This window comes from Clostridium sp. DFI.5.61 (assembly GCF_024462915.1).
Lineage (GTDB): Bacteria > Bacillota > Clostridia > Oscillospirales > Oscillospiraceae > Lawsonibacter > Lawsonibacter asaccharolyticus.
The window spans coordinates 1-12465 of record NZ_JANGBZ010000075.1 but is presented as its reverse complement, the minus strand read 5'-3'; the positions used below and the strand labels follow the sequence as shown (position 1 = coordinate 12465).

Genomic DNA, 12465 nt, shown 5'->3' with positions numbered 1-12465 from the left:
TGTTACCACATCTTTCTCGCTTTGTCAAGAACTTTTTTCGAACTTCTCAGTCGATTTCAAAGTCCTCAGCTTCGCTTCCCTTGTGATAACCGCACTTCCGCCGTCCAGCCTCTCTACAAAAAAGCTGTCTCGCAAAGCGCTTGCTTACTATAGCAAACCCAGCACCAAATGTCAACACCTTTTTTCGATTTTCTTCCTTATTTTTTCCTCTTTCTTTTACGGTACTATATCTTCGGATTTTTCCTTCATTTAACCTACAAGATGTAGGTGCATCCTGACTCAGTGCCGAAACCATTTCACCACGACTGCCAGGAGAGGGAGAGCAAGGGCCAGCAGAAGGTTCCCCCACAGCACAGCTCCTCTCCCCAGCGCTTCTGGAATCGCACTGTTAGGGAAAGCCGCCAGCCCCACTACCCCGGCGGAGGCCAGCAGCATCACGGCGGCTGCGTGGGGGCTCGCCTTGGGGAGGAGGACCCCCACGATCCGCTTCATGCCCTGGAGCAGCCCCGCCAGCAGGATCAAGTCGCTGAAGCTCCACACGGCGGCCACCAGGCTCTCCACCCGCTGGAACGCCCCCTCCACCCCTACGCTCTTGGCCATTTGAAAAAACGGGCTTTCCAGCTCCGCCGTGAGTGCGGGGCCGAATACCCCCAGGATGACCAGCTGGGTCCCGCACAGGGCCAGACAGCCCCCCGCACACCACCGGACCCAGCGCCCGCCCTCTCTCCCCCCCTCCTCAGGCGTATATAGGAAGGCGGCATACAGTCCGTATCCCAGCACCCCTGACACCGGGAGGGCGGCATACAAGGTCTGCGCGGCGGGCTCTGTCCACAGGGGCAGGAGGTTTTCTCCCTTTACCTGGAACAGGGCCAACCCCACCACTGCGGCGGCGGCAGCGGCCAGCAGGAGGAAAAACAGCTCCCCGGTCCGGGCCAGCCGCCCCGCCTTCCCCCAGCTGATCCAGAGGGCCATCAGGACCAGCACCGGCAGGAAAAACCAGAGTGCGCCGTCCCTCTCCCCCGCCGCCATCATTCTCTGGGCAGACAGACGCAGCCGCAGGGCCAGCAACAGTTCCATCCATATAATATAGATCGTGAGCACCGCTCTCCCTGCCCCGGGTCCGAAGCTGTCCATCAGTCCCTGGCTCAGCCCCCCTGCTCCCCTGCTCAGGGAGCCCGCCAGCCACCCGGCGGCCAGCAGCACCGGCAGGGCCAGCAGGGGTACCAGCCACCCGGCCGGCCCTGCCCGCTCTGTGACCATGGAAGGCAGCCACTCCGCCGCCGGCCCCAGCAGCCCGGCCCAGAGCAGCGCCATCAACTGCCGGAACGAGACCTTCTCCTGTTTCAATCCCTTTTCCCTCCTCAGGCCGCCAGCAGCGAAGCCTGTACTGTCACCTGGATCTCCAGTTCCGGAAACACCTCCGGCCACTGGGCCCGGAGGGCGTTCCAGCGGGCGCTCTCCGTCTGGCCCGCCCGCCTGGCCAGGCCCAGGCAGTCCGCGTTCCAGCCCTTCAGCTGCTCCAGCGCCGCTGAGATCCGGGCCGCTTCCCGCTCCTCCGCCGCCGCACACAGCTCTGCCGGCTCCGGTTCCCCCCAGCTCTCTTCCGCCCGCAGAGAGAGTCGGCAGGCCAGCTCCAGCCCAGTCAGCCTCTCGCCGGAAAACTCCGGCACACAGCTCACCGATACCGCTGTCACCCGGACTGCGGCGCCTCCTCCCCTGGTTTCCAGCTCCAGGATGTCCGCCCCGACCTGCCCGGCCGCCAGCTCCAGGCCCCGGGCCTGCTCTCCGGTGAGCCAGCCCGCCAGCATGCCGTCCTTCACCACTCCGTATCCCGCCTCCAGCAGTGCGCCGTCCTCCCCGGGGACCAGCCCGGGCAGATAGGCGGAACCGTCCTCCATCAGGGACGTCAGGGTCTCCCCCACGGTCCTGGTCATCCCCGCCATCCCCATTTCACTGTCCGTTTGGATGGTGGACAGGCGGCTCTCCACCCCCCGCTCCTGCTCGGCGGAGATGGCCTCCGCCGCCGTACCTCCCCGGACGATCCAGACCTGGGTCCCCATCCCCAGCTCCTGGTCCTGGCTGAAGTACTGGAGGGTCTCCAGGATGCCCCGGCGGGACAGCTCCTCCCCCAGCAGCAGTTGGTCCACATGTCCGTAAAACACATAGCTGTCACTCAGCCCCTGCATGGCCAGGCAGGCGCTGCTGATGGACTCCCGCTCCGCAGAGAGGACCAGGGGCGGCTCCGCCTCCCCCTGCAAGCCTCTGGCCCGGCGGCCGCTGGACACCGTAACATGGAGCTGCTCCGCTCCGCCCTCCCCCGTGTCCACTCCCATGGTGCGCATCAGGGCCATGTCCCCCATCTCCCGGGCATAGGGAAGCCGCTCCCCGCCGCATCCTGGGAGCAGGAACATCACCGCGCCGCACAGGGCCGCTGCTAAAACTTTTTTCATCGCTGATTCCTCCGGTTGGCCGACCGCGCCGCACCGTTCCGCCACTTCATCCAGGGCAGGGGCAGCCGGATCAGATCAGGGCTCCCCCGCTCCTGTCCTGCTGCGGACGTAAACGGCGCCAAATAGGGCACGCCGAAGCTCTCCAGCCCGGCCAGATGGCAGATCAGGGCCGCACAGCCCATCGCCAGGCCGAACAGTCCCCCCAGGCTGGCCAGGATGGCCAGCAGGAAGCGCCACAGCCGCAGGGCGGCCGCCATGTCCTGGCTGGGCATGGTGTATCCCGCCACCCCTGCAATGGCCACCGCGATGAGCACCGCCGGAGAGACGATGTGGGCCTCCACTGCGGCGTTGCCCACCACCAGGCCGCCCAGGATGGACACAGTAGCTCCGATAGGAGAGGGCAGCCTCAGCCCCGCCTCCTGGAGCACCTCGAAGGCTACCAGCATAATCAGTACCTCAAAGACAGTAGAGAAGGGGACCTCCTGCTTGGCCGCCACGATGGACAGGGCCAGCTTCACCGGGATGGCCTCCGGGTGGAAGGTCACCAGGGCGATATAGAGCCCGGGGATAAGCAGGGTGGCCGCCATGCAGAAATAGCGCAGCAGGAGCAGCATAGAGGCAGTCATCCAGTTGAAGGCCCGGTCCTGGCTGGTCCGGAAGAACTGGTCCATGGTGCCCGGCAGCAGATAGCCGAAGGGGAGGCCGTCACACAGCAGCCCCACCCGCCCCTCCAGCAGCCCGGCGCAGAACCGGTCCGGCCGCTGGGTGAACGGCATCAGGGGAAAGGGGGTCCGGGACGCATCGGTGAGGTACTCCTCCAGGTTCCCTGCCGACTCCACCCCGTCGATGTCGATGGCGTCCAGCTTCTCCTCTACCCGCTTCACCGTGTCCGGGTCGGCGATCCCGTCCAGATAGACCACCATGGCCGGGGTGAGGGACTGCCGTCCGACCACATGCTGCCGGACCTTCAGCTCCGGCGCCCGCAGGCGGCGGCGGACCAGGGAGGTGTTGGTGAGGATGGACTCCACAAAGGAGTCCCGGGCCCCCTTCAGGGCGGGCTCGTTCTCCGACTGCCCCACCGCCCGCTTTTCCTCTGTCCCTACGAAGAAAGAGAGTGCGTCCATCCGCCCGGGAAAGAACAGGACACACCAGCCCATAGTCAGATCCACCGCCGCCTGGTCCAGCGTGGTGCGGCGCTCTACATATAAATTATAGAGCGCCCCCTGTCCCAGCAGCTGGAATGCCTCCGCCTCAGATACCGCAGACAGGCGCGGGTCCTGGGCCAGCGGCCGCAGCAGATAGTCGTTGATCCGCTCCCCCCGCACCATGCCGTTGATATAGCAGAGGGTCACCTGCCTCTGTGGGTCGTTATGCAGCAGCGCGGTGCGTTCTGCAAAGTCGGAGCAGCCCTCAAAGATCTGCTCCACTCCCTCCAGGGTCAGGGGACCGGGAAATCTGGGCTCCCGGCGGGGGTGAGGTCCATCCTGCTTCTGTTCAGCCATATGCGCCCTCCTTTCCCCCTGTATTCTCCCTTGGATCTGGAAATCTATGCAGAAAAACAGAAAGTCCCGAACGCCTGCTCCAAAGCGCTCGGGACTTTCTGCTGAAAAAGAGGATTAAAATGAAACAAACTGTCTCTTGCAAGTATCAAGATACCCTGGAGTTATTAAGAAATGAAGGGGCAAATGTTACATAACCATTAAATCGCACTGGTTTTTTCTCCCTTCCCTCCCGCAGCCGTGGAAAAAGAGGAAAGGCCGACAGTCCCCTGTCGGCCTTCCAAAAGAATTGGAGGATAGAATGAAAAGATGCTCTTGCCTTGCAAGTATTATAATATCCAGTTTTTATTAAATAAGTCACCCGCAGATGTTACAAAAGGATTAAATCTCCTCCGAAAATCCGTCTTTTTCCCGCAGGTCCTCGAAAAAGGCCCGCAGGGCACGGCCGCACTCCGCCTCCATGGGGCCCCGATAGAGCCTGGGACGGTGGTTGAACCGCTCCTCGAACAGGTTGAGCACCGATCCGCAGGCCCCCGCCTTGTCATCCTTGGCCCCATAGCGCACGGTGCCGATCCGGGCGTTGATGATTCCCCCGGCACACATGGGGCAGGGCTCCAGGGTGACATACATAGTGCACCGGTGCAGCCTCCAGCTCCCCAGCCGGCGGCAGGCGTCCCGGATGGCCTCCAGTTCCGCGTGGGCGGTGGCGTCCCCATTCTCCTCCCGGCGGTTGCGTCCCTCTCCCACGATCTCCCCGTCCCGGACGATGACACACCCCACCGGCACATCCCCCTGCTCCGCCGCCTGAGCGGCCAGCTCCAGCGCCCGCCGCATATATGCCTCATGGTCCATGCCCTCTGCCCCCTCTGCCCTTCCCGGATGATGATAAGGATGATAAATAAGTGTAGCGGATTTGGGCACCCAATGCAAGGGGGCGGCGCAAAACGGCAGGGCCGGCCCCATCAAAAAGAGGGGCCGGCCCTGCATCCAGATCCAGGTAGATCAGCCCTGGATCAATCCTGGGGGATCATGCCCAGGTAGGTGGTATAGTCCTCCAGCATCTCAGCGGCATATGCTGCGAACTCCTGATAAGGCATAAAGGACACCGTCATGGCGTTGGACTCTGCATACTCGATCCAGTCCTCTGTTTCAGAGACTCTCTGGAACAGGTCGGAATAATAGGCCAGCACCTCTTCGGGCACGCCGGCGTTCATCACGATGCCCCGGCTCTGCTGATGGCCGATGTCAAAGCCCTGCTCTGCCGCGGTGGGGACCTCGGGGATCGCGTCAAACCGCTCATCCGCGCAGGCGGCCAGCGCCACCATGTTGCCTGCCGCCATGTGCTCCTCCGCCTCTGCCAGAGAGACGGTGCTCAGGCCGATGTGTCCGCCCAGCAGCGCCGCCTGGCACATTCCCCCATCGTCATAGGGCACATAGGTCAGATCGATCCCGGCGATATTGTTCAGCATATACATGATGATCGCGTCGTCAGATGCGTTGCCGACACCGCCCCATTTCAGCTCACCGGGGTGCTCCTTGGCATAGTCGACCACATCCTGGATACATGTGAAACCGTAGGAGGGGTGGGCCACCAGCACCACAGGGTCTTTTACCATATGTGCCACGAAGGAAAACGTGCTTTCGTCCGGCGTAAAGGGAGAATTTCCCGTCAGCGGCTGGGTGTAAAAGCTGGCGGATGTGGAGGCCAGCGCGTACTCATACCCGGCGCCCTTGGAGGTGAGATAGGTATAGCCTACCACTCCGGAACCACCTTCTTTGTTCACCGGGACGATATTCACCGGACACATATCGTATTTTTCAACGATCTCCAGGATTTTTCGGACCATAACGTCATTTCCGCCGCCCGCGCCGAAGGGGATCACAAATTCAATGTCCTCTGTGGGGACCCATCCGGTCTCCTCCCCTGAAGATGCCGCGGGAGTTCCGGCGGGCTCCGATGTGCTCCCTCCGCCAGAGGAGGTGCTACCGTTTCCACACGCCGCAAGAGAGAGCGACATTGCGGCCGCCAAAATCAGAGCAAGCAATTTTTTCATTTCTTTTTCTCCTTTTTTCATTTTATATAACCGGGCACCGCCCGATCATACATAAGGTCAACGCCGGTCACGCTTTCTTTTTTGCCCACAGTTTTGTGATCAGGGATTTGATGGGGGTGCCGAACGCCAGCAGGACCGCCAGCACCAGGATGACCGCGGAAATGGGATGGGAGATGACCGCTCCAAAATTGTTGTTGTCAATGATCAGCGCCTGTCTCAAATTGGTCTCAGTGATCGCACCCAGCACCAGCGCCAGCACCATGGGTGCCGCAGGGACCCCCACCTTTTTCAGGATATAACCCAGCAGGCCGAAGAAAAGAGTCACTCCCACAGTGAACATGGAGTTCTCCAGCGCATAGGCGCCCACCAGAATGAATGCAAAGATCAGCGCGTTCAGGGTGGAGGTCTTTACATTCAGGATGCGCACGAACAGGGAGAGCGCGCCGAGACCAATGCACACCAGAATGACATTTCCCAGATACATGGAGGCGATCAGTCCCCAGGCAACGTCAGCCTCATTCACAAAGAAGGAGGGACCAGGTGAGATGCCCAGCATCATCAGCGCACCCATCATGATGGCCGTCGCGCCCGAACCGGGGACGCCCAAGGTCAGCATAGGAACCATGGCCCCCATGGAGGCAGCGTTGTTGGCACACTCCGGGGCCGCCACACCCTCGATCACACCGGTGCCGAACTCCTCTCCCCGCTTTGAGGTGCGCTTTGCCATGTCGTAGGAGAGAAAAGAAGCGATCGTAGCACCCGCCCCTGGCAGCATCCCCACAATAAAGCCTAAAATCGTCCCCCGGCCGATGTGGGGCAGGGACAGCTTCCACTCATGTCTGCTGGGCAGCAGATTTTTGACCTTCAGGCTCCCCTTATCCACTTTAAGATTATTGTCAGAATAGTTGCATACGATCTCTGCGATCCCAAACAAGCCCATGGCCACCGGCACAAAGTCAATGCCGGAGTAGAGGTTTACATTGCCGAATACGAACTTTGTAGTACCAAAGATCAGGTCAATCCCGATCCCCGCCACAAACAGGCCGATAAACGCAGCCAAAAAACCCTTTGCAGGAGATTTCCCTGTCATGCCCGCAATAGAGGTAAGCCCCAGCACCATCAGGGCGAAATATTCGGACGGCCCGAACTTTGTAGCAAAATTGGATACCACAGGTGCCAGAGACATGAACAACACCACAGATATCGTCCCGCCGATGACCGATGCCAGACAGGACATGCCCAGGGCCTTCCCTGCTTTTCCCTGCCGCGCCATGGGATATCCGTCCAGGGTCGTCATAATGGCGGCAGAGTCACCGGGCGTATTGATCAGGATGGAGGTAATGGAACCACCGTACATGGCCCCGTAGTAGATCCCGCACAGCATGCACAGGGCACAGGCCGGATCAAGTCCGTAGCACATGGGCAGGAGCACTGCGATGCCCACCGAAGGCCCCAGACCGGGCAGCGCACCGATGATAACACCGCACACTACGCCGATCAGGGAGTACACAATGGTCATGGGATCAGCCAGGACTGAGAAGCCCAGCGCAAGGTTATGCAGCAAGTCCATATGTGTACCTCCTCCTTAAAAGCCCAGCGGACCTTTGGGGACCGGCACATGCAGGAACAGGACAAAGACCCCGTACAGGAACGCCACCATACATACACCGATCACGATCGACTTGATCCACTTTTCTCGGCCCCATATTTTCAAATAGGCGATCACACTCAGTCCCAGGCAGGTCAGCAGCCCCAGATAGTCGGAGAGCAGCAGTACCCCAGTCCCCAGCAGCATAAAAAGCAACAGATTCTTCAGCTCTGTCAGGTTCAGGATATTTGTCTCCAGTTCTTCCTTCTCCGCCTGGGCCGTTTTGGCGCGGGCGATCCGGCGCGCCGCCTCCAGAAGGACCATGGCCCCGCAGATCGCGATGGCGATCCCGCAGATTGTGGGGAAAAAACCGGGCCCCATCTGTCCGCTCTTTATCAGCTGAAGTCCCTGCACCTTTGTCAGGATCAGGATGATGATTCCGCCCAGAATCGAAAAGATCCCCAGTGCGAGATCTCCGGTTTTGGCTTTTATCTTCATAGTATCCTCCCTCTAGTCTTATCTATGATCTTTGCTGGTCCGCACAGCTCAGAGCTCGATACCTCCTTTTGCTTTTATCCACAAAATACGCATCGGATTATACCAGATTCCGCACGTCAGGCACAAAACAAAATCTTCCATTCCACAGGCCGGTCCCCTGTCCCGCGCTCCGCCCGCCATCTTATGTATGCACCAGCTCCTTCTGCTCCTTCAGCATGGTTTCGATCTCCTCCTCCGGCATTTTTAAGTACTCCGCCAGGACCTCCCGGGTATGCTGTCCCAGGGTGGGGGCGGGCTCATAGGTGGTATCCGGGTAATTTCCGAATTTCAGCGGGCTGCCCGCCATCCGATACGTTCCAGCCACCGGGTGCTCCACCTCTACAATCATATTGCGGGCCGCGATCTGAGGGTCCGCACAGATCATCTTCATGGTGTTGATGCGGCCATTGGGCACCCCGTGAGCCTCAAAGATCCGCTCGCATTCATCCAGTGTGCGGGCCCGGGTAAATCTGGAGATCTCCTCAGTCAGCTCCGCCTTGTGCTGGCGTCTGGCCTCCGCCTTGGAGAAGCGCGGGTCCTCCACCATATCCTCCCGTCCCAGGGCGCGGCACAGACTGTAAAATGCAGGATCCCGGGAGCAGGTGATAATGATCTCTCCATCGGAGGTGGGGAACGTCCCGAAGGGGACGCTGGTGGGGTGGCTGTTGCCCACCCTCTGGGGATCGGTGCCAAAGACACAGGTATTGATCACCGCGTTTTCCAGGCAGGAGAAGGTGGCATCCAGCATCGCCACATCGATAAACTGTCCCTTTCCGGTCTTTTCCCGGTCATACAGGGCCGCCGAGATGGCACCGAAGGCATACAGCCCGGTAAACACGTCGCTGGCCGAGGTCCCGCAGCGCATGGCCGGGCCATCCGGCTCACCGGTCAGGCTCATCAGTCCGCTCATCCCCTGAACGATCATATCCAGCGCGCCTCTGGAACGGTATGGCCCCGTATAGCCAAAGCCGGAGACCGCCATATAAATGATCCTGGGATTGGCTGCGGCAATGATATCATAACCCAGGCCCATGCGCTCCATCGTGCCGGGTTTGAAATTTTCCACCAGAACGTCCGCTTTTTTCACCAGCTCCAGCAGCACCTTCTTATCTGTCTCCGCCTTCAGGTTCAGGGTGATGCTCTTCTTACTGCGCTGGACCGACAGGTCGTAGACCCGCTCCCCGTTGAGAAACGGGCCGCTGGCCTTGGGCCGGTCCGGCCGCTCCACCTTGATCACATCCGCCCCCAGGTCCGCCATGATCATCGTGGCCAGGGGACCGGACAAAAACTGCGTCAGGTCCACCACTGTTACCCCGCTCAGGGGGCCGTATCCAACCGCCATATTGAACCAAGCTCCTTTCCGCGCCGCCGTCAGACCGGCATATTCCCGTGTTTTTTGGCTGGCAGGACCACCTGTTTGTTCTGAAACAGCTCCAGAGTCCGGATGATGACCCGCCGTGACTCCGCAGGCTCGATCACGTCCTCAAACTTCCCATATTCCGCCGCCTTATACGGGTTAAAAAATTCTTCCTTGTACTCCTCGATGTAGTGGGCACGGAGGGCAGCCACATCCTCACCGCTCTCCTCAGCCCGCTTCAGCTCGTGCTTCCGGCAGATGTCCACAGCCCCCTCTGCCCCCACGACTACCATCTGCGCCGTGGGCCAGGCGAAAATGAAGTCCGGCCGAAGCTCCCAGGAGCACATTGCAGGCCGGGCGCCGCCCACGACCTTTCCCACCGCCATCACGATCTTCGGGACTGTGGCCTCTGCCCAGGCGTAGATCATCTTTGCCCCGTGCCGGATGATCCCTCCGTACTCCTGATTGGTGCCGGGCATGTATCCGGGCACATCAACAATGGACAGCAGGGGCACATTGAAGCAGTCGCAGGTGCGGATAAAACGGGCCGCCTTGTCCGAAGCGTTGATGTCGATACAGCCTGCCATCGCCTTGGGCTGGTTGGCCACCACCCCCACCGACCGGCCGTTCATGCGGATAAATCCGGTGACCATATTGGTGGCATACATGGCCTGGGTCTCAAAAAACTCGTGCCCATCCGCGATCTCCCGGATAACATCCTTGATATCGTAGGCCTTTTTCAGGTTATCCGGAATGAAGGTGTTGAGCATCTCACAGCGGCGGTCCGGAGAGTCGCCGCAGGGCATGATGGGCGGCATCTCCCGGCAGTTTGGGGGCAGGTAGCTCAGCAGGGTCTTGATCTTCTCAATGCAGTCCCGGTCGTCCGCACAGAAAAAGTGAGACACGCCTGACACCGTATTATGGGTCCGCGCTCCTCCCAGCTTCTCCGCATCCACCACCTCCCCGGTCACGTTCTTGATGACCTGCGGTCCGGTGATAAAGGAGCGGCTGGTCTTGTCCACGGAAAAAATGAAGTCGGTCAGCGCGGGGGAATACACGGTCCCGCCGGCGCAGGGCCCCATGATGGCTGAGATCTGGGGGATCACCCCAGAAGCCATCACGTTGTTGAAGAAGATGGCCCCATAGGAAGTGGCAGGCCCCTCCTGGATCCGCCCGCCCCCCGAGTCATTCAGGCCGATCAGCGGCACGCCGGCGTCCATGGCCAGCTCCTGAATCCGCTTGACCTTCATGCCCTGCATCTCCCCCATGGCGCCGCCCAGGACCGTAAAGTCGTGGGCAAAGGCAAAGGCCCCTCTCCCATGAATCAATCCGTATCCCGTCACCACCCCTTCCGCCGGTGTGTCTACCTTCTCCATCCCAAAGTCATGGCAGCGGTGCTTCATAAAAATGTTGTACTCCTGGAAAGTACCGGGATCAAACAGCAGGTCGATGCGCTCCCGGGCTGTCAGCTTACCCGCGCCGTGCTGCTTCGCGACCTTTTTTTCTCCCCCTCCCTGTCTGATCTTTTCCTTTTTCTCAAGCATCTCTTGAAGCTTTGTTTTTTCGCCCACGACAAGGTCCTCCTCTCTGCTGCGCCTTTGGTCACAATCCAACAAAAATCAAATATTTTTCTTTTTTCTTTAGGTTAATCTGTTTTAACGCATATTGCAATTATCGATTTTTTATATTAGTATAAGATAAAAATTATGGATCTGGAGGGACATATCATGGAACTGACCCAGCTCCGCTATTTTCAGACCGCGGCCTATTACCAGCATATCTCCCGGGCGGCAGAAGAACTCAATATCTCCCAGCCTGCCCTGAGTACGATGATTTCCAGACTGGAGAAGGAGCTGGGAGTTCCGCTCTTTGACCACAATGGACGGTCTATCATCTTGAACCAGAATGGACAGCGGTTTCTCCAGCGGGTCAACCATATCCTGATGGAGGTGGAGAACTCAAAGAGGGAGCTCCAGGACATTGCCGATGAGGGGGACAACTCCATTTCCCTGGCGGTCTCCTCCTCTCAGTTTCTTCAGGGGATGCACGCCTTCATGTACCAGCACCCCAACTACAAGTGGAATCAGCGGGTCGCAGAAAACAAGGAGATCGCTGCGCTGCTCAACCGGGGTCAAATCGATCTGGCGGTCACCTCCCCGGGCATTTATGGGGAGGTATTTGAATCCACCCTGCTGCTTCGGGACATCTTCAAGCTGGCTGTCCATAAGGACAACCCCTTGGCACAGCGGAAAAGTGTCCGTCTGGAGGAGCTCACCGACCAGCGCTTCATCATGCTTCTGAAGGGACTGCCCTTCCGCGCTCAGACCGACCGGATCTTTGCAGACCTGGGCATCACGCCCCACTACATCATGGAGTGCGACCATCTGCTCCGGCGGGAGCTGATCAACGCCAACGCCGGCGTCACCATCGCTTCCCAGTCTGCCTCCTTTCGGCATCTGTTCAGCGAGAATATTCGTTTTCTGGATATCGAGGACGTGCATCACACCCGTGACATTGTGATGGTCCATCGGAAAGGACGGTATTTGAACCGCGCCTCCCGACAGTTCGCCGACTTTCTGAAGCAAAAATTCAGTCCCTAGCCCACCGATCCCATTTTCATAACTTTGATATTATGGATTATTTCAAAAAGATGAATGGAATTTTATTGTTTTCTCTGATACAATAGTGCAAACGACCAGTACAGCACAGCGGAGGAGGCAAAAGCGATGCCAAAAAAGGAATTTTACCGCATTACAGTAGACGGGATCCCTTATGTGGTGGAGGTGGAGCCTATATACAGCGGTGCCCCGCAGCCCGGGCCTCCTTCCACTCTGGCCCCCTGGGTGCTTGCCCACCGTGTCGCCCATCTGCCACCCCGGTAAGCGGGCGCGCTGAGGGGGCAAACTCCTCGCCGGCCCCTTTGTAGGAAATCACAGCGGAAGATGCAGAAAGGCGCCCGCTCCCCATAGGGGGAGCGGGC

General features: G+C 59.6%; 11 protein-coding genes. 2 read left to right on the top strand and 9 right to left on the bottom strand.

Going from position 1 to position 12465, the window contains the following annotated elements; genetic code table 11:
* Window positions 1-279: 279 nt before the first annotated feature.
* From NE584_RS17885 to NE584_RS17845, 9 genes are all read right to left on the bottom strand, one after another.
* Window positions 280-1347, bottom strand: a complete 1068-nt coding sequence (locus NE584_RS17885; RefSeq protein ID WP_050623004.1) for a GerAB/ArcD/ProY family transporter — start codon at window positions 1345-1347, stop codon at window positions 280-282.
* A 14-nt stretch (window positions 1348-1361) separates the two neighbouring features.
* Window positions 1362-2450 (bottom strand): Ger(x)C family spore germination C-terminal domain-containing protein, encoded by a 1089-nt coding sequence (locus tag NE584_RS17880; protein ID WP_256183384.1) that lies wholly within the window; start codon window positions 2448-2450, stop codon window positions 1362-1364.
* On the bottom strand, window positions 2447-3952 hold the full coding sequence (locus NE584_RS17875) for a spore germination protein (RefSeq protein ID WP_108980215.1): 1506 nt from the start codon (window positions 3950-3952) through the stop codon (window positions 2447-2449). Before NE584_RS17875 ends, NE584_RS17880 begins: the two co-directional genes overlap by 4 nt.
* 378 nt (window positions 3953-4330) lie before the next feature.
* A complete protein-coding gene (tadA, locus tag NE584_RS17870) occupies window positions 4331-4801 on the bottom strand; it encodes a tRNA adenosine(34) deaminase TadA (RefSeq protein WP_050623007.1) in 471 nt (156 codons plus the stop codon).
* Window positions 4802-4962: 161 nt separating this feature from the next.
* A complete protein-coding gene (locus tag NE584_RS17865) occupies window positions 4963-6003 on the bottom strand; it encodes a tripartite tricarboxylate transporter substrate binding protein (RefSeq protein ID WP_050623008.1) in 1041 nt (346 codons plus the stop codon).
* 67 nt (window positions 6004-6070) lie between these two features.
* Window positions 6071-7573 (bottom strand): tripartite tricarboxylate transporter permease, encoded by a 1503-nt coding sequence (locus tag NE584_RS17860; protein ID WP_050623009.1) that lies wholly within the window; start codon window positions 7571-7573, stop codon window positions 6071-6073.
* Window positions 7574-7588: 15 nt separating this feature from the next.
* Window positions 7589-8089 carry a tripartite tricarboxylate transporter TctB family protein gene (locus tag NE584_RS17855; RefSeq protein ID WP_256183383.1) on the bottom strand — a complete coding sequence of 167 codons (501 nt, stop codon included), beginning with the start codon at window positions 8087-8089 and terminating at the stop codon, window positions 7589-7591.
* Between the two features lie 181 nt (window positions 8090-8270).
* A complete protein-coding gene (locus NE584_RS17850; RefSeq protein WP_050623011.1) occupies window positions 8271-9470 on the bottom strand; it encodes a CaiB/BaiF CoA-transferase family protein in 1200 nt (399 codons plus the stop codon).
* Window positions 9471-9499: 29 nt separating this feature from the next.
* Window positions 9500-11056, bottom strand: a complete 1557-nt coding sequence (locus NE584_RS17845) for an acyl-CoA carboxylase subunit beta (RefSeq protein ID WP_050623012.1) — start codon at window positions 11054-11056, stop codon at window positions 9500-9502.
* Window positions 11057-11212: 156 nt separating this feature from the next.
* Between NE584_RS17845 and NE584_RS17840 the strand changes: the two genes are divergently transcribed.
* Together NE584_RS17840 and NE584_RS17835 are read left to right on the top strand one after the other, a co-directional pair.
* The gene (locus NE584_RS17840) at window positions 11213-12085 is read left to right on the top strand and encodes a LysR family transcriptional regulator (RefSeq protein WP_050625380.1); all 873 of its coding nucleotides are present in this window, start codon (window positions 11213-11215) and stop codon (window positions 12083-12085) included.
* Window positions 12086-12211: 126 nt separating this feature from the next.
* Window positions 12212-12367: a hypothetical protein gene (locus tag NE584_RS17835; RefSeq protein ID WP_154669721.1), complete on the top strand. Its 156-nt coding sequence runs from the start codon at window positions 12212-12214 to the stop codon at window positions 12365-12367.
* The last annotated feature ends 98 nt before the right edge of the window (window positions 12368-12465 follow it).

Coding starts and splice junctions, on each gene's coding strand:
- NE584_RS17855 (WP_256183383.1), bottom strand. CDS start 8,089: ATGAAGATAAAAGCCAAAACCGGAGATCTCGCACTGGGGATCTTTTCG.
- NE584_RS17860 (WP_050623009.1), bottom strand. CDS start 7,573: ATGGACTTGCTGCATAACCTTGCGCTGGGCTTCTCAGTCCTGGCTGAT.
- NE584_RS17840 (WP_050625380.1), top strand. CDS start 11,213: ATGGAACTGACCCAGCTCCGCTATTTTCAGACCGCGGCCTATTACCAG.
- NE584_RS17835 (WP_154669721.1), top strand. CDS start 12,212: ATGCCAAAAAAGGAATTTTACCGCATTACAGTAGACGGGATCCCTTAT.
- NE584_RS17880 (WP_256183384.1), bottom strand. CDS start 2,450: ATGAAAAAAGTTTTAGCAGCGGCCCTGTGCGGCGCGGTGATGTTCCTG.
- NE584_RS17850 (WP_050623011.1), bottom strand. CDS start 9,470: ATGGCGGTTGGATACGGCCCCCTGAGCGGGGTAACAGTGGTGGACCTG.
- tadA (WP_050623007.1), bottom strand. CDS start 4,801: ATGGACCATGAGGCATATATGCGGCGGGCGCTGGAGCTGGCCGCTCAG.
- NE584_RS17875 (WP_108980215.1), bottom strand. CDS start 3,952: ATGGCTGAACAGAAGCAGGATGGACCTCACCCCCGCCGGGAGCCCAGA.
- NE584_RS17865 (WP_050623008.1), bottom strand. CDS start 6,003: ATGAAAAAATTGCTTGCTCTGATTTTGGCGGCCGCAATGTCGCTCTCT.